The sequence below is a fragment of the Wolbachia endosymbiont of Howardula sp. genome, from assembly GCF_025021925.1.
Taxonomy (GTDB): Bacteria; Pseudomonadota; Alphaproteobacteria; order Rickettsiales; family Anaplasmataceae; genus Wolbachia.
On sequence record NZ_CP092368.1, the window covers coordinates 17779 to 42094 of the forward strand.

General features: G+C 29.1%; 17 protein-coding genes, 1 tRNA gene and 1 other RNA gene. 8 read left to right on the forward strand and 11 right to left on the reverse strand.

Going from position 1 to position 24316, the window contains the following annotated elements; translation table 11 throughout:
• The first annotated feature begins 437 nt into the window (after positions 1 to 437).
• The gene (locus MC061_RS00110) at positions 438 to 3446 is read left to right on the forward strand and encodes an AIR synthase-related protein (protein ID WP_259535866.1); all 3009 of its coding nucleotides are present in this window, start codon (positions 438 to 440) and stop codon (positions 3444 to 3446) included.
• A 779-nt stretch (positions 3447 to 4225) separates the two neighbouring features.
• Here the strand turns inward: MC061_RS00110 and MC061_RS00115 are convergent.
• Positions 4226 to 4516, reverse strand: coding sequence for an outer membrane protein assembly factor BamE (locus tag MC061_RS00115; RefSeq protein WP_259535868.1), 291 nt, complete (start codon positions 4514 to 4516; stop codon positions 4226 to 4228).
• Positions 4517 to 4670: 154 nt separating this feature from the next.
• Here MC061_RS00115 and MC061_RS00120 point away from each other — a divergent pair, with 154 nt between their 5' ends.
• Complete coding sequence (locus MC061_RS00120) at positions 4671 to 5648, forward strand: ribonucleotide-diphosphate reductase subunit beta (protein WP_259535870.1); 978 nt, start codon at positions 4671 to 4673, stop codon at positions 5646 to 5648.
• 196 nt (positions 5649 to 5844) lie between these two features.
• On the opposite strand, the gene dnaG is transcribed toward MC061_RS00120, so the two are convergent.
• On the reverse strand, positions 5845 to 7596 hold the full coding sequence (gene dnaG / locus MC061_RS00125) for a DNA primase (protein ID WP_259535872.1): 1752 nt from the start codon (positions 7594 to 7596) through the stop codon (positions 5845 to 5847).
• 291 nt (positions 7597 to 7887) lie between these two features.
• Between dnaG and ubiG the strand changes: the two genes are divergently transcribed.
• Positions 7888 to 9066 carry a bifunctional 2-polyprenyl-6-hydroxyphenol methylase/3-demethylubiquinol 3-O-methyltransferase UbiG gene (gene ubiG / locus MC061_RS00130; RefSeq protein ID WP_259535875.1) on the forward strand — a complete coding sequence of 393 codons (1179 nt, stop codon included), beginning with the start codon at positions 7888 to 7890 and terminating at the stop codon, positions 9064 to 9066.
• Between the two features lie 299 nt (positions 9067 to 9365).
• Positions 9366 to 10943 carry a methionine--tRNA ligase gene (gene metG / locus MC061_RS00135; RefSeq protein WP_259535877.1) on the forward strand — a complete coding sequence of 526 codons (1578 nt, stop codon included), beginning with the start codon at positions 9366 to 9368 and terminating at the stop codon, positions 10941 to 10943.
• A 165-nt stretch (positions 10944 to 11108) separates the two neighbouring features.
• On the opposite strand, the gene MC061_RS00140 is transcribed toward metG, so the two are convergent.
• Entirely contained in the window at positions 11109 to 12566 is a 1458-nt protein-coding gene (locus MC061_RS00140; RefSeq protein WP_259535879.1) for a replicative DNA helicase, read from the reverse strand.
• Positions 12567 to 12682: 116 nt separating this feature from the next.
• Here MC061_RS00140 and MC061_RS00145 point away from each other — a divergent pair.
• Together MC061_RS00145 and MC061_RS00150 are read left to right on the forward strand one after the other, a co-directional pair.
• Positions 12683 to 12767, forward strand: a tRNA-Leu gene (locus MC061_RS00145).
• A gap of 192 nt (positions 12768 to 12959) precedes the next feature.
• A complete protein-coding gene (locus MC061_RS00150; protein WP_259536203.1) occupies positions 12960 to 14231 on the forward strand; it encodes an MFS transporter in 1272 nt (423 codons plus the stop codon).
• A gap of 59 nt (positions 14232 to 14290) precedes the next feature.
• On the opposite strand, the gene MC061_RS00155 is transcribed toward MC061_RS00150, so the two are convergent.
• From MC061_RS00155 to secG, 3 genes are all read right to left on the reverse strand, one after another.
• Positions 14291 to 14716 carry a nucleoside deaminase gene (locus tag MC061_RS00155; protein WP_259536205.1) on the reverse strand — a complete coding sequence of 142 codons (426 nt, stop codon included), beginning with the start codon at positions 14714 to 14716 and terminating at the stop codon, positions 14291 to 14293.
• Positions 14717 to 14800: 84 nt separating this feature from the next.
• Positions 14801 to 16450, reverse strand: a complete 1650-nt coding sequence (locus MC061_RS00160; protein ID WP_410543437.1) for a CTP synthase — start codon at positions 16448 to 16450, stop codon at positions 14801 to 14803.
• On the reverse strand, positions 16431 to 16763 hold the full coding sequence (gene secG, locus MC061_RS00165; protein ID WP_259535883.1) for a preprotein translocase subunit SecG: 333 nt from the start codon (positions 16761 to 16763) through the stop codon (positions 16431 to 16433). Before secG ends, MC061_RS00160 begins: the two co-directional genes overlap by 20 nt.
• Before the next feature lie 367 nt (positions 16764 to 17130).
• Between secG and guaA the strand changes: the two genes are divergently transcribed.
• Both guaA and pheS read left to right on the forward strand, forming a co-directional pair.
• Complete coding sequence (guaA, locus tag MC061_RS00170) at positions 17131 to 18696, forward strand: glutamine-hydrolyzing GMP synthase (RefSeq protein ID WP_259535885.1); 1566 nt, start codon at positions 17131 to 17133, stop codon at positions 18694 to 18696.
• Positions 18697 to 19114: 418 nt separating this feature from the next.
• Positions 19115 to 20176 carry a phenylalanine--tRNA ligase subunit alpha gene (gene pheS / locus MC061_RS00175; RefSeq protein ID WP_259535887.1) on the forward strand — a complete coding sequence of 354 codons (1062 nt, stop codon included), beginning with the start codon at positions 19115 to 19117 and terminating at the stop codon, positions 20174 to 20176.
• Between the two features lie 465 nt (positions 20177 to 20641).
• On the opposite strand, the gene MC061_RS00180 is transcribed toward pheS, so the two are convergent.
• The 5 genes from MC061_RS00180 to eno form a co-directional block, all read right to left on the reverse strand.
• Positions 20642 to 20920 (reverse strand): YggT family protein, encoded by a 279-nt coding sequence (locus MC061_RS00180; RefSeq protein ID WP_346268838.1) that lies wholly within the window; start codon positions 20918 to 20920, stop codon positions 20642 to 20644.
• A 161-nt stretch (positions 20921 to 21081) separates the two neighbouring features.
• On the reverse strand, positions 21082 to 21525 hold the full coding sequence (locus tag MC061_RS00185) for a ClpXP protease specificity-enhancing factor SspB (protein WP_259535889.1): 444 nt from the start codon (positions 21523 to 21525) through the stop codon (positions 21082 to 21084).
• 17 nt (positions 21526 to 21542) lie between these two features.
• Positions 21543 to 21877: a transfer-messenger RNA gene (gene ssrA / locus MC061_RS00190) on the reverse strand.
• 66 nt (positions 21878 to 21943) lie between these two features.
• Positions 21944 to 22966: an Obg family GTPase CgtA gene (obgE, locus tag MC061_RS00195; RefSeq protein WP_259535892.1), complete on the reverse strand. Its 1023-nt coding sequence runs from the start codon at positions 22964 to 22966 to the stop codon at positions 21944 to 21946.
• Between the two features lies 1 nt (position 22967).
• Complete coding sequence (gene eno, locus MC061_RS00200; protein WP_259535894.1) at positions 22968 to 24230, reverse strand: phosphopyruvate hydratase; 1263 nt, start codon at positions 24228 to 24230, stop codon at positions 22968 to 22970.
• Between the last annotated feature and the right edge of the window lie 86 nt (positions 24231 to 24316).

Genomic DNA, 24316 nt, shown 5'->3' on the forward strand with positions numbered 1-24316 from the left:
GATAAGACAAGACATATTATCATAATGAAATAATTGAAGTGATATGATAAGATTTATTAAGTATGTAATCTTTTTAGAAATCATTATACATATTAAAATATCGCATATCTATCCCTTTATACCTAAGTGATAAGATTTCTTTCTGCTGAAAGATTCTCAAAGTTAGAGTAATGCAGATTAGATACTGATTCATACATTATTTTTTATACTGTCTCATCATTCACATCACGATAAAAATTAATATAAATATTAGAGTCTAATAATCATGAATTTTTTATAATATATATTGTTCAATTGAGAGTATTATATTAAAATATTCATGCTTTCTATATCTATAATATTCGTCTCCATCAATTAACAGAATTCACTGATATATCACTATACCTATATCATATATGATGGTATAGTCGCACATTCTTTGACTTTTATAATGTAATATGATACTCAGAATAGAAATTCTCAATACATATGAGAAAAATCCACATACACGCACCGTTATTGTGTACTTGATTGAGCTTGCAATCAAATTAAGAGCAAGTATATATCAAGAATTATGTAACATTTTACATAATCAAGTCATACAGCAGTGTAATTATTATCTGTATAATAATAGTCTTGAAGAAGTAAAATATGAGTTTATAATACCGCATATCACATGGGGATTAGAAATATATTTTTTACCAGGTATTACTGATAATATAGGCAATACAACTAAACAAATTATTCAAGAATATTTGCTCAATCAAGGATATGTGAATGTAAATAAATGTATAAGTGTGAGAAGCGCTAAACTCATTTTGGTACAAGAAGAAATTTCTAGTCAAGATATAGCAAAGAAGTTTAATCCTATTACTGAGTATTGTATGATTATATGCAAACAGAATAATCATTATATTCATAAATATTATAATGATTCTAGTCATCACACTACGGTGATGAAGTCTGATATACACAACACACTTTCTCATGATAGCACAGATATTATGATGAATGTTAATAGCAAAACAGTAGATCTGAATGTGAATGATCAAAAACTTGAATATATGAGTAAATATGGAATCCATGAACATGGAGGTACTTTAGGACTCTCTCTAAGAGCAATGAGAGCTATAAGAGATTATTTTCAACATCTTAATAGAGCTCCATATGATATTGAACTTGAAGCGCTAGCACAAACTTGGTCTGAACACTGTAAACATAATATTTTTTGTTCTCCTATTGATGAAATAAGAGAAGGTTTATATTCATATTATATTAAGCGTGCAACTCGTGAAATCAATTCTAATATATGCGTATCAGTATTTTCTGATAATGCAGGAGGTATCATTTTTGATGATGATAACATGATTGTTGCAAAAGTTGAAACGCATAATAGCCCTTCAGCTCTTGATCCTTTTGGTGGAGCAATGACTGGGCTACTTGGAGTCAATAGAGATATATTAGGTTTTGGGAAAGGTGCAGAGCCTATCATGAATACATATTATTTTTGCTTTTCTCATAACACTAATAATACACTTTATAGAAATCAAAAATGCACAAATCAAGTTCTTTCATCGCAATATATTATGCAACAAGTAATTCATGGAGTTCAAATTGCAGGTAACTGTTCTGGTATTCCTACTCAACTGGGATCTGTATATTTTGATGATAGACTTTTTGGACAACCTTTAGTATTTGTTGGAAGTATAGGCGTGATACCACGTAAGATCAACAATATACCCTCACATATCAAAAAAATTAAAGATGGAGATAAGATAGTTGTGATTGGAGGAAGAGTTGGTCGAGATGGAATGCATGGTGCTACATGCTCTTCAGAAGCATTATCTGGAAGCATTGCTACAACAATCGTTCAAATTGGTGACCCTATTACACAAAAAAAGATATCTAATGCTTTATTAGATGCACGGAATCTTAATTTATATAATGCAATTACAGATAATGGAGCAGGAGGATTATCATCGTCTATAGGTGAAATGGGTAAGAAAGGTTTTGCAGTTGATTTAAGTAAAGTACTTTTAAAAAGTCAAGATATGTCACCATGGGAAATATGGATCTCTGAATCTCAAGAGCGCATGACTTTAGCAGTACCACAAAAGAATCTGTGTACATTGCAAAATATCATGCATAAGCATGATGTAGAAATGAGTGTTATTGGAGAGTTTAATAATACAGGTATGGCAACAATTACCACCTCTCATGATCAGAAAATAATGAATATCCATACTCAATTTTTACATAATGGTAATCCTCTCATACATTTACAAACTCAAGCATATATTAAATCAATAGATGATGTAGATATCAAATCATCTATTATAATATCTGAAGATCCTTCTAATAATGAAATGAGTACACAAGAATACATTAATGAGTTAACTGAAATGCTTAGCAGGCCAAATATATGTAGTAAGGAATTTATAGCAGTACAATATGATCATGAAGTACAAGGAACATCAATATTAAAGCCCTTACAAGGTAAAGGAAGGGTAAGTTCTGAAGTAATAGTATCTAGGCCAATTCTTTCTTCGCAGAAAGGTATTGTGACATCTCAAGGTTTTGGATTAAGTTATGGAGAAGTTGACACATATCATATGGCAGCATGTGCAATCGATACTGCGATCCGTCATTATATATCTGCAGGAGGTAATATTAATTCTTTAGCGCTTTTAGATAATTTTTGTTGGTCTGATTCTTATAATCCAAAAAGATTATGGCAATTAAAAAGAGCGACACAAGCATGTTATGATTATGCAACTGCATTTCGTACACCTTTTATATCTGGAAAAGATAGTATGTTCAATGATTTTTATGGCTATAATGAACATGGTAAACAAGTTATGGTATCTGTGCCACCTGCATTACTGATTTCTACAATTGGTACTATAGACAATATAGAACATGCTATTTCTCTTGATGTGAAAGTACCGGGGGACTTAATCTATTTACTTGGAGAAACATTCGATGAGTTAGCAAGATCAGAATATCAAGCATACAGTAAGATCAAAAATAATAATGTACCAAAAGTTAATGCACAGACGGCAAGAAATTTATATGAATGTTATAATCAAGCGGTCAATGAAGGAATTATTGCTTCTGCAATTGCATTAAATTTAGGTGGACTGAGTATTGCTTTAGTCAAGTCATTAATTGCAGGTAAGCTAGGTGCTCAAGTAGATCTGACATTAGTAGCAATTAAATCTATTCATAGCACAGTTATAACACACAAGATAAAAATGTTTTCTGAATCACAAAGTAGAATTTTGGTGACTATTGCGCCAATATATCAAAAGAGATTCGAAGAATTATTTAATAATGTCTTTTTTTCATATATTGGTACAGTGACAGAAGAAAAAATATTAGATATAAAAGATATCTTAAAAACAGATCTGAGAGAATTAGAAAAGAGTTATCATAAAGAAAACTTTAACTTATTTTATAAGAAATAACTTAATAATCTTTATACGACATGTAATTTTTCCTTTACTAAATGTAATTTTTCCTTAAGATGGTGCATGTACTAACATACTGAGTGGAATATTATGCCTTTTTTATCACTTCTTTTACTAATAAGCCTTTTATTATTAAATAGCACAAATCAATTAATGATATGTGCATGTTTATTTGTCACTTCTGGTTTCATTATAAATGTTATCACTACAGTATATGGTAATATGAAAGCAACATATAATATTGCCATATGTACAATTATATGTTGTATCTTGAAATTACAAATCTTCGACTTTATGTCGATAATATCATGTGTTGCATTTTGCATTTCTCTTTTATCTAGTATATATATTGTGACAACATTGAGATATAAATACATATTTCAAATCACAAACTTAGCTGCTTTAAGCATAGCATCATTTTTAGATAGTATGATAATATCTTGTGCTCTATTTTTTAAATATTCTATAGGTACATGTATATTAATATATATCAAAGATTCACTTTTTAAGTTTTGTTATATCATTGTATTAACTGCTTCATTATACATAATGAGATATTTATATTCCTTATTAAGGCAAGTGATTCGTACTAAAATACAATATAAACATTCCTAATAACATTAATCAAGAAAAATGCAGTCCTTAATATTGTGTTTTCTGTAATATAATATATTTTTGTTTTTTCTATATGTTATAGAACTATTTTATTAGGAATGTTATTATATTGATACGTTATATAACTTGCTATCAAATAATGTTGATATGCTTTTAATCAACTAATGAGAGATTAAAAATCTTTTTGAAATGCTAATTTCTTTTATGTTCATTACTATACCTGCTTGGTTAAAAGAAATACGTAGAGAGTTGCTACTATATTTTTTCTTACCTAAAAAATTCGCTTGTTTAATTTGATACGAGATATAATACCAAGTATTTGAATCAAATTGAGAGATTAATGTTGGTGTACCAAGTACTTCCAAAATTTTTGCTTTCTCATCTCCTATTTGTACTTGATTCCAAAGCTCTATCATGGTATTAGATACTCCATGATAAGATGCATTTTGCATGCAGCTTATGATTAATAAACAAAATATTAGTACATTCATCATATCTATAATAAACTCACGATATGATTGTAATCAAATTTTTAAAAAGTTAAATTGACTAGTGTAAAATATTACGCAATATAATAACTAGTTTAGTAGATCATGTAGGTGCATCATGTCATTATTAGAATCGGATCCTATATATAAACCTTTTAACTATCCTTGGGCATATGATGCTTGGCTACAGCAACAAAGAATTCATTGGATTCCAGAAGAGGTACCGCTTGCTGATGATGTGAGAGATTGGAAAACTAAACTTTCAAATTCAGAAAAAAGTTTATTAACTCAGATTTTTAGATTCTTTACTCAAGCAGATATTGAAGTAAATAATTGTTATATGAAACATTATTCTAATATATTTAAACCTACAGAAATCTGTATGATGCTTGCTAGCTTTTCCAATATGGAAACAATACATATTGCTGCTTATTCTTATCTTTTAGATACAATTGGGATGCCAGAAAGTGAATACCAAGCATTTTTAAAATATGAAGCTATGAGAAAGAAATATGAATATATGTTAGAATTTGAAGAAAGTAAAAAACACGATAAAAAACATATTGCTAAAACTCTTGCAGTATTTGGAGCTTTTACTGAAGGACTACAATTATTTGCTTCATTTGCAATTTTACTAAATTTTCAGCGATTTGGAAAAATGAAAGGTATGGGGCAAATTATAGCATGGTCAGCGCGAGACGAAACTTTACATACTAATTCAATTATTATGCTTTTTAATACCTTTATTAAAGAAAATAATGAAATTTGGGATAATCAATTTAAGAAAGAATTATATTCTGCATGTCATACAATTGTTAATCTTGAAGACGAGTTTATCAAGTTAGCTTTTCATTTTGGAGATGTTGAAGGGCTATCTGCAGAAGAAGTGAGAAGATATATACGATATGTTGCAAATAGAAGACTCATGCAATTAGGACTTGAATCTATATTTAATAATGTAAATTACAATCCCATTCCATGGCTTGATCAAATTCTAAATGGAGTGGAACACACTAATTTTTTTGAAAATAGAGTGACCGAATATAGTCGGGCTGCTACTCAAGGGACATGGGAAGATGCCTTTAATAAAGATTAATAGCCAACCTTCTTTCTGATCAAGAAGTTTATATAACTCAATATATCAAAAAATATTTAATCTATATCAAGATATTAGTAAAATAATAACTATTATGATATTTAATCTTAATCTGATTTGCTTCTCATCTCATTTAGAGACTATTATTCATGAATATCTTAACATAGGAAATGCAGTACCTAATACTAGGATATTATTAGGTATAATTATGAATCAATGACATTTGTTGATCTTGTATATTACTTTCTATTTGCTTTATTTGTACTATTAATTTCTGTTCTAAATCAAAATGACCATTTATTCTCGCTTGTATTTTTTCTTTTTTCAGTGCATGTAGTTCAGATAATAATATTACATTATTCCACACACTTTCTGCTGATATACGCTCTTTTAATTGATTATTTAATAAATAAGTCTTATTAAGAATATACTTAATAATTTCAGATTGATGATCAAATTGATTTGGATGAAGTTCTTTTTTCATATTCATCATGTGTACTATATCTTGTTGTAATCTTTTCATATTTGTTTCAGTAAATATAAAAAGAGAAAAATGCTCAAAAAATCTCAGATTGTTTAATATCTCTGGAAATTCTATTACGATTCTTAAAATGAGAGCCTGATGATGTTCTGATTCAATGAGCGCTGGAGATTTATTAAGAAAATTCTCACTACATTTTTCTTTCGCATACGTCCTAATAATATTATTGTTTTTACAATTTCTACTTAATTCATGTACTTGATGATAAAAATAATCTTTATAATATCTTTTAATGCTTTTATTGCTGATATTATTTATATATTTCATACATTGATATTCAATCACTGAATATTTCTCAGGAGTCAGTTTTTCGTTATCATAAATATTATTTGATACGATATAATGCCATAGAAATTCAGAATGAAATTTAGTAGATTGATCAAATAAGTGTAAGATTTTTGCTGGATTATATTTTGTATCATTACATATATCATATGGATCTTTATCTTGTGATAAGGTAATAAATTTTAATGTATAACCAGGAGTTAAGATAGGTAGTGCAAGTTCTGCAATTCTTATAGTCGCAGCTTGTCCTGCAATATCTCCATCCATACAGATAGCAATTTCCTTAGAAAATTGCCAAAGAGTTTGTATCTGACATTTAGAAAGCATAGTACCAAGAGATGCAATTGAATTACTAATTCCAGCTTGATGTAATGCTAGTACATCCATATATCCTTCAACAACAAAGAGAGTTTGCTGCTTTCGTATTTCATGTAAGGCAAAGTGTAATCCGTATAAATGTTCTTTTTTCTTAAAAATTTTACTTTCTGGACTATTCAAATATTTTGGATGTTGTTCAGCATTAAGTACCCGTCCTCCAAAACCTACTACTCTTCCTATATGATCATATATCGGAAATATCACACGTTTACGAAAATAAACGTCATAACTTTTTTTAATTAAACCAATATCAAGTAAAATATCATTTTGAATGCCTAGAGAATGTAAAAATTCTTTTAAGCCAATCTCTGGTGCATAACCTATGTTAAATTTTTTGATGATATCAGAGGAAATATTCCTTTGGTGAAAATAATGCATGATATCTTGAGTATTTTGTGCAAACCAATTTGCAGATACATTTAATATTGCAAATAATTGTTTATTATGATTAAAAATATTAAAATCTTTTGGTCTTTCAAGACCAACAATATATGAAAGTTTTTCTATTGACTGTATAAAAGTTAATCCTTCAGTCTGTGAAATAAATTCAAAGGCATCACCATGAGCGTAACATCCAAAGCAATGGTAAACTCCTTTGATATTACTGACAAAAAAAGATGGTGTTTTTTCGTGATGAAATGGACATAGACCAATAAAACTCTCTCCTCTTTTTATTAGTCCAACTTTTTGTCCTATTATATCAGACAATAGTAATTTAGATTTTATCTCAGCGATATAATTCATATTATGGCCTGAATAATATGATGGCACATTATATAAATAATATTTTATATATCACCTTAAGTATATTCAAAATATTTTCATTAAGTAAATACGATAGTTATAGATGCCATCCATCTCTATATCATAGTATATTATAATGTAAAAAGACATTCCACTATCTTCTGATATATAATGCAAGACATATACTGATCAATATATCATCTTTAGATGAGTAATTTACATGAAAACGACTTGACATTAAGAGAAAAATAAATTACCCATGCAAATATCACTTTAATTGCAATACTTAATATGTCATGTATAATATCAATGACTTCAGATCATGCTGGTTATATATTAAAATCAGAAATTAAACATTATCTAAAAAATATAGGTAATTATCAGGTGATAGATCATGGATGTGATAATCAAGATGATCCTGTAGATTATCCTGATTATGCTGTTAAAGTGGTAGAAGATATCAGGAGAAAAAAATCATCTTATGGCATATTAATTTGTGGTACAGGATTAGGGATGAGTATTGCAGCAAATCGCTTTACGGACATTCATGCTGTAGTATGCCATAGTTGTGAACTTGCACAATTAGCGCGAGAACATAGCAATGCAAACATTCTCTGCTTAGGTGCAAGAATGATATCACAAGATTTGGCAATATCCATTGTAAAGCAATTTTTAGAAACAAATTTCTCAAAAGATCATAGACATCAAATACGTCTTGATAAACTCAATCATATGCATTCAATTTTCAACAAAAAAATAACTTCTAATGAGAAAGAGATATCTAAATTTACTAAAATGGCAAATGAATGGTGGAATGAGAATGGCACATTTAAATCACTACATATGATCAATCCTATTAGGATCTCTTATATCATTAAGAAAATTACAGAAATCAAAAAATGTGATTTGAAAAATATTACTCTATTAGATGTAGGCTGTGGAGGTGGTCTGTTATCCGAATCAATGGCTCGTCTTGGTATGCATGTATCTGGAATAGATACATGCAAAGAAAATATTCAAATTGCACAAGAGCATGCTCAAAAAGTAGGATTGGACATAGAGTATTTACATACTAGTATTGAAATGCTTAATGATAATAAAAAATATGATATAATATTATTAATGGAGGTAGTAGAGCATGTAGATAATGTGGAATTCTTTATTAAAAGAGCAATATCTTGTCTTAAACAAGAAGGTATAATATTTCTTTCTACAATTAATAGAACGATAAAATCCTTTCTACTTGCAATTCTTGGTGCGGAATACATATTAAAATGGATACCAAGAGGTACACATAATTGGAATAAATTTCTTCAACCATCAGAAATTACACAATATTTTAGAGAAAATGATGTTGTGATATATAATATGGCTGGTATTGAATACAATATTCTCAAGAATCAATGGCATATCACTAATAATATTGACGTGAATTATATTCTATGTGGTTTGTTATGTTCAAACCCTTGACTTCTCCTGTATTTGCTGATCGCATGTTCTATGATATAAATCAATTATCCCTAATAATATAGGGTCACTTTATATATCATGAATAATATTATGTATTGGATTCAATATATAGAAATACTCTTGATAAAAATTATCTGTATAAAGTTATAGTATAAACTATTCAAATCATTACTACTAAGTATTTTTTTAAGAAAAATGATCTATGATCAAACCTCTGATAAAAGATCAAAACTTTGTTGATTTCGCATCCTAATATCTATATAGTCATACCTTATCATTATATATCCTAGTGTCTAGAGATGCATCATTCTAATAATATATATATCACAACACCAATATATTATGTTAATGACAAGCCTCATATAGGTCATGCATATACTTCATTACTGTGTGATGTCATGACAAGATTTATAAGATTATCTGGAAAAAAAGTAAAATTTACTACAGGTACTGATGAGCACGGTCAGAAGATCGAAAAAGCAGCACAAGTGAGAGGTATGTCTCCAATAAACTTTGTAAATGAAGTATGCATATCATTTAAAGAGTTAGCAAGATGTATGAATATTCAATATGATGATTTTGTACGTACCACAGAAATACGACATAAGAATGCAGTGTTAGCATTATGGGAAAGATTACAAGTAAGAGATCAGATATACTTAGATTATTATTCAGGATGGTATTCGATGCGTGATGAAACATTTTATCACTCATCTGAATTGATCAATGGAAAAGCCCCAACAGGTGCTGAGGTTCAGTGGATACAAGAAGAGAGTTATTTTTTTCGCTTATCACAATGGCAAGATACACTACTAACACTATATGACAGTCAACCAGATTTTGTATTTCCTCAAAGTAGAAAGAATGAAGTGATCTCATTTATAAAATCCGGTTTAACTGATTTATCAATTTCTAGAACAAGCTTTAATTGGGGTATAAAAGTTTTAGATAATACTGCACATATTATTTATGTCTGGATAGATGCATTAACTAATTATCTTACATCAATAGGATTTCCTAGTACTGAAAATTCAGAATATAGAAATTTTTGGCAAGCACAAGATATACAATATATGATGAGTAGAGATGATAGTAGTATGATACATAATACTAATAGATCTTTTAAAATTCATATCATTGGTAAAGATATATTACGCTTTCATGCTGTTTATTGGCCAGCTATGCTTCTTGCAGCAGATTTACCGCTACCAAATCAGATTGCTGTACATGGTTGGTGGTTAAATCAAGAACAAAAAATCTCTAAATCTATTGGCAATATTATAGATCCAATTGATTTAGTAAAAGAATTTGGTACAGATGCATTACGCTATTTTCTTCTGAGAGACACAAATTTTATTCAAGATAGCAATTTTAGCAAGAAGAATATGATTCTGAGGATCAATTCAGATCTTGCAAATAATATAGGTAATTTAATACATAGAACAATTTCATTATTGCACACTCAATGCTACGGCATAGTACCACACGTGGATCAGCAATTGCTGCACCCTCAGATAGATTATCAATGTATAATTACTACAGTAATGAATCATCTTACAAAATATGAATTGCATCGCATAATTCTCTTGATTCTTAGTATTTCATCTGAAGCTAATGCTTATATAGATAAAAATGCTCCATGGACTCTAAATACAACTCATACTAAAACTCGTATGCATATAATTATTTATCAAGTACTTGAATATATAAGAATCATTGGCATTCTATTACAACCAATCATTCCACAATCAGCAGACAAAATACTCAATCAACTTAAAATTCCATATACTCAACGTGATTTACAATCTTTATGTCATGCATCTATTATCTCGGGGATCAAGTTACCCAAATCACAGCCAGTGTTTTATAGAGTATAGATTAAAAATATCATATACTCCATCACTATCATATAATTTTCATTATTGAGAGCTATATTACTATAATAAGTATTTCTAATATAATATCTAATGATCATCCCAAATGATAAAGATTGATCAAAATAATATAGAAATACATAAACTATAATAAATATTTATCATAGTTTATGTATGATATTTATCAGTATAATCTTTAAATGTACCTCTATTAGCATTAAAATATAATTTTATACTTCCAATAGGTCCATTTCTCTGTTTTGCAATAATGAGTTCAGCAATATTTCTAATATTCTGTATTTTTTCTTGCCATTCATGATATTTGATACTATCAATACTTGGCTGTTTTCTTAATTCATAATATTCTTCTCTATATAAGAATATTACTATATCTGCATCTTGTTCTATACTTCCTGAGTCTCGTAAATCAGAGAGTTGTGGTTTTTTATCATCTCTATGTTCAACAGAACGAGAGAGTTGTGACAATGCGATCACAGGAATATTTAATTCTTTTGCAATTGCTTTTAATCCCTGTGTGACTTCTGATATTTCTTGTACTCTATTTTCATTACTTCTTTTTGTTGTACCTCTAATTAATTGTAGATAATCAACAAATACTACTTCTATAGTATATAATTGATAAAGTAAACGAATTCTTGTACGTAAAGCATTAATCGATAGTGCGGGAGTATCATCAATAATAAATGGCAATTTTGCTAACTCTACACTAGTATTAATAAATTGACGTAATTCTACATCATTCATTTTACCAGTGAGAGCTTGATGATAACTAATACCTGAATCTATAGTAATTAAACGTGCAGTTAACTGTTCTGCAGACATCTCAAGTGAGAAAAATGCTATATGATGTTGCTTATCATTAACTCTTTTTTGTAAATATTTACAAGCAGTGAGTGCAATATTGAGAGCTAATGCTGTTTTACCCATAGAAGGTCTTGCAGCTAAGATTAATAAGTCAGATTTTTGTAGACCTCCTAATAATTGATTAAGATCTTGCAGTCCAGTTGGAATACCAGCACTTTCTGGATTATTTTTCAATGTCTTGATCTTGTCAATGACACTTTTCACTGAATTTGCCAGTGAAATATAGGTTCTTTCTCCCTGTTTTTTTATTGCTAAATTAAATAAATTTGTGATTGCATATTCAATTTGCATTTGTGCAGGATGATCAACATCATAATTATAACTATTATGTACTATTTCCTGTCCTAACGTAATTAAACATCTTCTGAGATAAGAATCTAAAATTATACGAATTAAACTATAAATATCAAGTGGAATACTTGCTTGAGCTGCAAGCCTTGCAAGATATTCAGATCCTTGCAATCCATTAATAATTTGATGATTATCAAAAAACATCTTTAAACTCAACTCATTGGCTACTATACCGTATTTTCTGGTTTTAGATATTTGTGTAAAAATACTTTGATGTAGTGGATCATAAAAATGTTCTGCAATCACCACATCTTCTACTGCATCACAAATTCTATTATCACGAATCATTGCTCCAATTAGCATTTGCTCAGCTTCTAAATTATTTGGTAATTGACATATTTCATCATAATATCTCTTCTTGGAAGAGGCTTTGTCAGGTAATTTATTCATATAGTATAATAATAGAAGAATAAACACTCAACTATTGTAGAATATTTATTCCTAATGTGAAATATATAAAGATAAAAAAATTGACTACATATCTATTACATATATTATAACTGCATACCCATGTGGTGCAATGGTAGACACGGTAGACTCAAAATCTGCTTCTTATTGATAAGTATACCGGTTCAAGTCCGGTCATGGGTACTCTCCCCGATAAAATAATTTATGCATGTATTACTCATAGTATGAATACAAGAAAATCAGTTACAAATATATAAACTGCTTCTTTATGATAGATATACATATATTATAACTAATGTATGATATTCAAGCTTAAGTTGCAAAATATAAAAAAGCAGACACAATACATATAGACAAATGTTTTTTATAAATTTCATGTATAGTCACCAAGCAAAGGTGTTAATATCAAATATTCTCTGTAGATCTGCAATATGGTATGAGCATATGATTTTTATTGATCTAGCTAATGTTATCAGCAGAGAATTTTGTTACGCAAAAGATACGTATTATAATATTCTACAACTCTTTGGGATAGCAGGACTCAGTGCTATGGTGAGACCAATTGGCGCATGTATTTTTGGTCATATTGGTGATAAATATGGAAGAAAGATAGTTTTACCAATTGCTATATTATTAATATCAATTCCATCCAGTCTAATAGCATTTATTCCCAGTTATAATAAAATGGGAATCAGCGCTACTATATTGCTTCTCATAATATATATGATACAAGGCATTGCACTTGGTGCTGAACAAGGAGGTAGTTCTGTTTATCTTATGGAGCATTTACCTAATAAGAAAAAAACACTAGGTATTTTCTTTGGAATAGTCAGTTGTGGACGTTCCATTGGAATCTTATTATCTGTTATTATTATAGTTATTTGTAAACAAACTACAGATTTTAATGCGTGGGGTTGGAGATTGCCTTTCACTTGCTCATCTTTTTTAGGTATAATGAGTGCATATATGTTATATAAGTTAGGAGAAACTCCTACATATGAACATCAAATTAAACAAAGACATTTATCTAGCGTACCAGCAATAGAATTAATTCATAATCATAAGAAGGCTTTTATACTTGCTATATTAATTTCTATACCTGTTAATGTTGCTGTAGGATTTGCTATATTTCTACGAACTCTCGCAAAAGAAATAGTATCAGTTGAAATATATGCAACAACATATATTAATGAAATTGTATTAATTATCACTAGCATTCTTATGCCTATTTCCTCAATTGCTTTAGGCGCATTAGCTGATAAAATAGGAAAAGAATATACTGCAATACTCTTTATTATGATGATAATCTTACTATGTTGTCCAATATTATCTCTTGCATTTTATTATAAAAGTTACCTATTAATTATGTTAAGCATTATGGCTATCTCTATAATAGAAAGAGGGATCAATCCTATCGGAATAGTCGTATCAGAACTTTTTCCAACACACATAAGATTTAGTGGTGTGAGTTTATCACGCAATATTTCATATGCATTACATGGAGGCTTAACACCAATGATTTGCATTTGGTTGACCGTGAAATTTCCTGAAATCAGTTTTATTGCAGGATTCTATATAATCTTTTGCTTATTGATTAGTTTGATAGCGATATTGCATATCAAACCACAAGATAAAAATTTTGATTAATTCCTGCATGATTCATGTACAAATCAATACAGTATGTTACTTAAAATTGATCTTATAATTTAGATATTTCGTATTGTTTGAAAAAAATCTTTTAGTAATATAGAACATTTGGTTTCTAGTATACCGCCATATATCTCAGGTATATGATGACAATATTGAAATACTTTAGCGCCATGTTCTACTCCTCCTCCTTTTGGATTATAAGCTCCAAAGTATAATCTTTTTACTCTTCCAAAAGAAATAGCTTGAGCGCACATAGCACATGGTTCTAATGTTACATATAGATCAGAGTGATATAACTGTTGAGCATATATGATAGAGGATTGCCTAATGACTAATATTTCTGCATGTGCAGTTGGATCATGAGATGAAAGAGTTAAATTATATGCGGAAGCAATGACTTGATTCTTATTGACGAGAATAGCTCCTACTGGTATCTCGCCATGTGTTTTTGCAATATTAGCTTGTTCTATTGCAAGCTCCATATATTGATAATTAAACATATATTATCAAGCTATAAGAGTAATTGAATATACTATCCATATTTTGCTTTTTTTTTACTATGATGTTCATATATCACATTGAGCAGACTCTTCCTGGAGTACATGCTTCATAAGACAATCTTTTTTATTAATCGCTGCTGTAATAAAAGATACAAAAAGTGGATGAGGAGAAAATGGTTTTGATTGAAATTCTGGATGAAATTGTACTCCCATAAACCAGTGATGATGTTCTAATTCTATTGCCTCAATATATATGCCATCTTCTGATATAATGCTACATTGTAACCCATGTTTTTCTAAAGCATGTTTATAGCTTAAATTGATCATATATTTATGTCTATGTCTTTCTACAATAGAAGAATTATTATATATAATTGCCATTTGAGAATTAGGTTTTATATTGCATTTATGAGCACCTATTCTCATAGTACTGTTAATATTTTGATTGGCAATATGTGCTAATTTAATGATTGCGTGTTGACAGGTATAAAACTCCTCGGAATGTACATCTTTAAGTTCAAGGACATTACGTGCAAATTCAATCACTGCAAGTTGCATACCAAGACATATACCAAAAAATGGAATATTATGTATACGTGCATAACCAATAGCTAAAATCTTACCTTCTATTCCATCGTCACCAAATCCTCCTGGTACAAGGATTGCATGAGAGTGATGCAATTGTTGTTCTATAATAGAATGATCATGTTCACGTGCATTAATCCAATTAATCTTAATTTTTATTTTATTACTAATTGCAGCATGTGTAAGAGCTTCTAATAATGATTTATATGCATCAGGACACTCAGTGTATTTACCTACTATAGAAACAATTACTTCTTGTAATGAGCATCTAATAGAATGAACAATTTGATACCATGAAGAAAGATTTGGATTATTGATATTGCAATGAAAGTGTTTTAAAATTTGTGTATCTAGTCCACACAGATGATATAATATTGGTAACTCATATATATTATTTACATCAGTAGCAGAAATTATATTAGATAAAGATACATTACATAATTGAGATATTTTTTTTTTATGATGATCAGAAATTGCTTTTTCGCTGCGACATAATATTATATGAGGTTGTAGTCCTACAGCATTTAATTCTCGTACTGAATGTTGTGTAGGTTTTGTTTTAAATTCTTGTGCTGCGGTGAGAAATGGAACTAAAGTAAGATGTATTAGAATTACTTTGTTTTCTTTTGCTAATGTATAATTCATCTGACGTATAGCTTCTAAGAATGGTCTACTTTCAATATCACCTACAGTACCTCCTATTTCACATATAGCAAAATCTATATCTTGTGTATTATTTACAATAAAAGATCTTATTAAATCAGTAATATGCGGAATGACTTGAACAGTTTTACCAAGATAATCACCGTATCTTTCTTTTTTTAACAATTCTTGATATATTTGACCAGTAGTAATATTACTCTCTTTAGTCGATTTCAGTCCAGTGAAACGCTCATAATGTCCTAAATCTAAATCAGTCTCAGCACCATCTTCAGTGACAAAGACTTCTCCATGTTGAGTAGGATTCATTGTACCTGGATTAACATTGAGATATGGATCAAGTTTCTTGATGGATACTCTCAGCCCATGCGCTTGCAATAATGCTCCTATACTTGATGCGACCAAGCCTTTACCAAGAGATGATACCACTCCACCAGTGACAAAGATAAATCTAACCTTCTGCATGATCATCAAAAGGAATGGATTGAAAATCATTCTTTTTTGTTATTGCTGATTCAGATATATCTACATTATTATTGTAATATAAATTTTTTGATGATATACCTGATAAGATCAGAGTATTAATAATAAATAAACCAGCAACTACAGATGTAATCTTTCTAAGAGGATTAATAGAAGATTTGATAGGAATCATTGCATTAAATACATGTTGTGAATTACTAAATTCACTGAGCGAGCTACTTCCATGCGGTTGTAACAATACTAAAATTACCAATATTGTTACTAAAGTGATCTGAAAGATATTCAATATTGCAATTAACATGATCTTGATTTATAATATTTAAAGAATAAAGTGTAAAAACATAGAGTATACAAGTCAAGTATATCTGCTATCTTTATAGATTACATCAAGTAGTATACAATATAAAATACAATAAATATATCAGATCAAATGGTGATATGTCTAATTAGAGTAATACAATATGCTTTTTTAAGATACAATTTTATGCACAAGGTTATAATATTTTATATAAACATCTATAAGCAATATTTTTTTATATCCATATCTTTAATAGGAATATTTCATTCTGAGAATTTATCATGATGAGATAGTATATTTACTTCACTCATTATTTTTCTTATTATAAAACAAAATGAAGATTAGAAATAAAAACATCGGAGGTATGTAATTGTCAACAATTGCTATTATCCATTTTGGATCTCAGTTTACACAATTGATTGCAAAACAAGTGAGAGAAATGTGTGTGTATTGTGAAATATTATCGCCAAGAAATCTTGATGATAATATCATATCGCATTTTAATGGCTTTATTTTTTCTGGAGGCCCACAATCTGTACATGATAATTATTGTGAAATCAGTCATGTAGTACATAAAATTATACAGCTCAATGATATTACAAGAGTACCTATACTTGGAATATGCTACGGGCATCAATTGCTTTGTCATTATTTTGGATCTCAAGTAAAGAAGAATTTTAAACAGGAATTTGGTAAAACGAAGATTAAAATCTTACGAACATCTGAGATTATACACAATATATGGAATGTAGGCTCTCAAGCTGAAGTACTAATGAATCATACAGATAGCATAGAGAATCTACCACAAGACTTTATTGTAATAGCAACAAGTCTAGTAAAAGATTCCATGGCAATAGTTGTTAATGAAAAAAGAAAGATTTTTTGTACACAATTTCATCCTGAAGTGCACGCTACAACAAATGGATACAAACTTATCTCTAATTTTTTAGATATTTCAAAATGTCAAAGAACTTGGACTATGAATACGGTTATTACACAAAAAATATCAAAAATACAAAATATAGTAAAAGATCAAAAAGTAATTGCTGCAGTCAGTGGTGGTATTGATTCAAGTGTCGCTGCTGCAATTACATACCAAGCTATAGGCAAACAATTAAATTGCATTTTTATAGATACAGGATTACTTTGTAAGAATCACAATATTAGTATATCAAAAGATATTCCTATCAAATATATTAATCAATCAAGTTTGTTTCTTGCTAAGCTACAAGGAGTGATTAATCCAGAACAAAAAAGGAAAATTATAGGTGAGACATTTATTAAAGTTTTTGAAAAAGAAGCACGAAAAATTGGTAACGTAAATTTTTTGATGCAGGGTACAATATATTCTGATGTCATTGAATCAGGACATTGTGCATATAATACCAGCATAATTAAATCTCATCATAATGTTGGTGGATTACCAAGTCAGATGAATTTAAGGCTATTAGAACCATTACGTGATCTCTTTAAAGACGAAGTTAAACGTCTTGGTAAAGAACTAAATCTCTCAGATCAAATAATATCACAACATCCATTTCCTGGGCCTGGACTTGCAGTGCGCATTATCAGTGCAATAGATCAAGAAAAAATTAATATTCTACAAGAAATAGATTGTTTATATATTAGTACATTAAAAAGTTATAATTTATATAATAAAATATGGCAAGCTTTTGCAGTTCTATTGCCTATAAAGGCTGTAGGCATTATAGGAGATAATCGTGCATATGGTTATGTATGTGCTTTACGAGCTGTCACATCTACAGATGGTATGACAGCTGACGTATTTCCATTTGCAAATAAACAGCAAGATGCATTAATATTTTGGGATTTTCTACAGACTGTAAGTCACAAAATTGTAAATAATATTTCTGGTATCACTAGAGTAGTATATGATGTTACTTCCAAACCACCTGCTACCATTGAATGGGAATAAATCATTCTATACAACTATATAGACTTGGAGTTTATATGATATTGAGAAATTTTATTATGCATGATCTCATTATCTCTCTATATTCATATAACTGATTATACAATATAAAAAGATGATTATTATGATATTAAAAAATATCATATTTTATGATCAATGATTCCATATTATAACTCATTCATTAAAATCAAATGAAAATTATATAGTTCTTATTATCATAATATCTGAAATTGGATTGAATATTCATTTCAATATCTGCAAATGAGAACTTTACTATCAACTATACATTATGTTCTGATGATAGGGTGATTTTATAATATATCAAATATGCAATTACATCAGTTTTGTACATTGCTTATCTGTATTACTTGATTATACTCAAGTAATACAGATAAGCAATGTTATAATAGTCATTTTTACAATGTCTCAAGAATTATTAAATCACATTCATGCTCTTGAAGAAAAGGCTATCTCTCGGATTGAACAGATAATATCTTTAAGTGATTTAGAGATAGTGAGACTGCTATATTTAGGTAAAAGAGGTATCATAAGAACATATTTCAATCGTTTAAAAGAAATACATAATCAACAAGAAAAATGTTATATAGGAGCATCTATAAATGCATTACGTGATAAATTAGACTCTCTAATTATCAGTAAGGTGAATATAATAAAAAGTAAGGCAACTGACTTAAAAGTACGAAATGAATTATCTGATATCACATTACCTATTAGACCTGAAAAAATTGGACGGTTACATCCAATTAGTAAGATCATACATGATATAAAATTCATTTTTGCTAGTATAGGATTTAAGACAGTATACGGTCCTGATATTGAAGATGAATTTCACGTTTTTGATGCATTAAATACTCCCAGTTATCATCCTGCAAGAGAAGCTCAAGATACTTTCTATTTAAAATATAAAATTGATAATAAAAGAATGATGTTACGTCCTCACACTTCATCTGTACAGATACGCATAATGAAAAATCAGAATAACACTTTTCCAATTCAAATTGTTGCACCTGGTAGAGTATATAGAAATGATTATGATATCACTCACACTCCTATGTTTCATCAAATAGAGGGTTTATATGTAAATACCCATGTTAATATGGGTCATTTAAAATTTACTATTAACTATTTTCTTAAAAAATTTTTTGCAGACGATAAGACACTAAAAATACGTTTTCGTAGTAGCTTTTTTCCATTTACTGAACCTTCGATAGAAATCGATATCAGATATAAGGGAAGTCCATGGATAGAAATCCTTGGATGTGGCATGATACATACAAACGTATTAAAAAACGTTGGTATCGATCCTACTCAATATACAGGATTTGCTTTTGGCATTGGTATAGAAAGACTCGCAATGCTAAAATATGAGATTAAAGATATTAGAAATTTTTATGATAATAAAATTAAATGGCTCAATCATTACGGTAGTAATTTTTTATCTCTCAGAACAGCAGGTCTCTAAGATTATGATATATATGATGATTCTTGCGATTGCATGAGATAAAAAGCATAATGTTCTGTCCGAGCGTGAAAATATTCTTTTGACACATAAGAAAAATGAGATTCTCATGTTCTTTTTGTCTACAAAAATTTATTCAATAAGAAAAAATAGAGCATGAATACACATGTATTATGATATTGTCTGTTAATAAGTATCATATATGCAATATAGAGAGTATTTTTGCACAAGCAGTATATATTGTCATTTGAAAATGACAATATATACTTACCATACACATAAAGAATTCTCTCTATGTATAACATCAGAAATATTTTTCAAGGCATGTGTTATTAACAATAGATATAGAATATCATGCTATAATTATTCTTCGCGCATTAATGAAAGACTTTTCATTTATCTACAGATTTGATGATATTCCTCATAGGAGATCTATATACTATGATTCATACATCTTGATTTTGGTATCTACTGAAAATAATAAGTAATAGAATATTTTATAAAGTGAATTGCTATGATTAATATCAATACAGATATATCTAATCCATTAAAACTTGGTATGTATTTTTTAATCATATGTAGCGTAGGATTGATCATCTGATGCAGAATTTGCATAATGTTAATGAATAGTGTACTATATATATTTATTACATGCATTTTAGCCATCCAATTTAAGAAAATCCAACATGTAATTATAAAGCTATAAAAATCAAGTAATGTATTAAATAGATATAAAAGTGGATGCATTGATGTTTATTATATTAGATTTGTATAAAAAGCAAATATTGAGCAATGTATATTGTATTTTTTCATATCATTTGTTATATTCTGTTATTTTCTAAATTCCTAACAATTTCTTCATAAGATTATGATATATTTAGTATATTTTTATTTTTATAGTATAAAAATTATTTATCGCGTAGCTGATCTATAGAAATAATTCTTTTATATGATATATTCTTAGAATATTCTCTCTCTTGAGAATTATCAGGAATATTAGCAACATCAAAGATTAAAATATCTCCTGAGATCTTATCATGAAATTTATTAATAGAAACAAATGGTATTGTAATATGCTCTTGTACACCTCGAAAACTTAATATTACGCTAAATCTATCATCAAATACTTTTAAATTCTCAAACTGATATTGCAATATTATAAGCATATTAGTAGGATAGGATATCCTTAAATCATCTGGTATTCTTACACCATATACAGATGTAATGAATAATATCTCTAAATAAGATATCGTATTACCATTTGAGATCATTTCTAAATTCTTTTTGATAACTTGTAATTTAATTAAATTGAGAGATTGTTTGTAATCTTGTTGTTGCATTTTTACTTTCATATTAGTCGTCCTATATGGTTAGGGAACTTCTGTTACCCGGTGTTCCCTAAAACCGTGCTTAAGTATTAAACTAGTTGTACTCTAATTAAGCAGCAACATACAGTCTATTACCATTGGCAGCAACATTATCGTTTGCATTTACTTTACGCGCTCTTATCGGTGGTGCATAACCGAGCAAAAATACCATCTTTATTTTGCATGTCGATTCTTATTCGCCCCCATATATAATAAAAATGGTGGAGGCGCCGAGTACTGCCCTCGGGTCCAATACACCTATTGCAAGGTAAATTTTATTGCCATAGTATAAAATATACGTTCTTAGTGTATTAGATCTGCAAGCTATGTCAAGTATTTCATACGTGCATTAATTAATTTTTATAATCACGTCTGATAATATTTGAAGTGATATATAATATTATTATACATTAATAGGATGATATTCTGTAATAATGCTATTATGTTGCTTAAGCAATTTTTTATTTAAAAAATTTAAAATATACTGTAGATTATCGTGTAACGATAAACACAATACTTCTTTATTCAGATAATTCACTAAATACTCCTTCTTTTTAAGTCTTTCCTGTTCAGTTAATAAATCGCATTTATTTAGTACTACTACTTCTTCTTTTTGTATAAGATGTTTATTATAACATGTTAATTCATGATAAATACAATTATAAGTCGCGATGATATCGTAATGTGTTGCATCAATTAAATGTAATAGGATTTTACATTTTTCTATATGTTTTAAAAATTTATGTCCTAATCCCTCTCCTAGATGAGCTCGATTGATTATCCCTGGAATATCTACTATCAGGAGTGCATCAGTGTCCACATAAGCAACTCCTAAATGAGGTCTTACTGTGGTAAATGGATAACTCCCTACTTTTGTATCTGCATCAGAACAGCGAGTTAAAAATTTTGATTTACCTGCATTTGGCATTCCTATAATACCAATATCAGCTATCATTATAAGATTTAACAGTATATTTTTATCTTGTCCTAAGATACCATAAGTAAAATTTTTAGGCGCTTGATTGATAGAAGATCTAAAATATGCATTACCAAAACCACCTTTTCCTCCTTGTGCTACTAAACATTGCTTATGCGGTATATCAAGAGTATCTATTATTTCTTTACTCATATTATCTATAATTTGAGTACCAATTGGTACTCTTAATAATACATCTTGTCCTACTGCGCCGGTTCTATTGCGATCTCGACCATGCTTGCCATTATCAGCTTTTATTGATTGTCTATCACGAAAATGTAATAATGAATTTAGATTCATATCACTGATAAAAATAATATCTCCACCTCGTCCTCCATTTCCACCATTAGGACCACCAAATTCAATAAATTTCTCTCTACGGAAACTTGTGCATCCATTGCCACCATCACCTGCTTTTATATATAAAATAACTTCATCTATAAAACTCATACTATAATCCAAGATTATACTTGGCACTTTTACCGAGTAAATGCTCTATTCTAATTAGTTCATTATATTTTGCTAGTCTCTCAGAACGTGATAGTGATCCAATTTTTATCTGTCCACAATTTGCAGCAACTGCTATATGAGAAATGATTGTATCTTCTGTTTCTCCTGAGCGATGTGAAACTATAGCTTTATAACCATTTGCTTTTGTCATGTTAATTGCATTAAATGTTTCTGTCAGTGTACCAATCTGATTCGGCTTAATAAGTACAGAATTTGCCATTTTTTCTTTTACTCCCTGAGCTATGAGCGTACAATTTGTGACAAAAAGATCATCACCAACTAATTGTATCTTATCTTGCAGCTTTTCTGTAATAAGCTTCCATCCTATATAATCTTCTTCAGCCATTGCATCTTCTATATAAATAATAGGATATTTTGTTACAAGAACACAATAATATTGTATTAAGTCTTGTGTAGTAAATTTCTTATTTTCAAATGTATATATCTGATTTTTATAAAGAGTAGATGCTGCAATATCTAATCCCAATCTAAAATGCTCTCTCATTGAGTATCCTATAGATTCTATAGCATAGATTATTAGATTAATAGCTTCTTCGGTGGTATTAATATTTGATGCAAATCCACCTTCATCTCCTATATTTGTACTATATCCTCTATTGTGTAGAATGATGCGCAAATTATGAAAGACTTCTATAGACATTCTCACAGCTTCACTAAAAGTTTCTGCACCAACGGGAATAATCATAAATTCTTGAACATCAAGATTATTATCTGCATGCAATCCTCCATTAATGATATTAATTAATGGTATTGGCATAATATTAGCAAATGTACCGCCTAAATATCTGTAAAGTGGCATTTGAAAACTATTTGCTGCTGCTTTTGCAGATGCAAGGGAGGTACCTAATATTGCATTTGCTCCAAGTTGGGACTTATTTTTTGTTCCATCGAGATCAATTAAGATAGAATCAATGACACTTTGTAATGTGACATCAAGACCAATGATTGCGTCTGAAATTACTGTATTCACGGAATGAATTGCTTGTAATACTCCTTTTCCACAATATCTTTTTGTATCATAATCTCTCAGTTCATAAGCTTCATGTATTCCAGTGGAAGAACCAGAAGGTACAGATGCTCTCCCTATACTTCCATCACATAGCGCTACTTCCACTTCTACAGTAGGATAACCTCTACTATCTATTATTTCTCTTCCTATTACTTTATTAATTAATCTTTTCATTGTTATGCATCAATAATTTATAAAAATAATGAGGTATCGCATTATATAATACATTTAAATCAAATATCACAAATCATTATTTGATC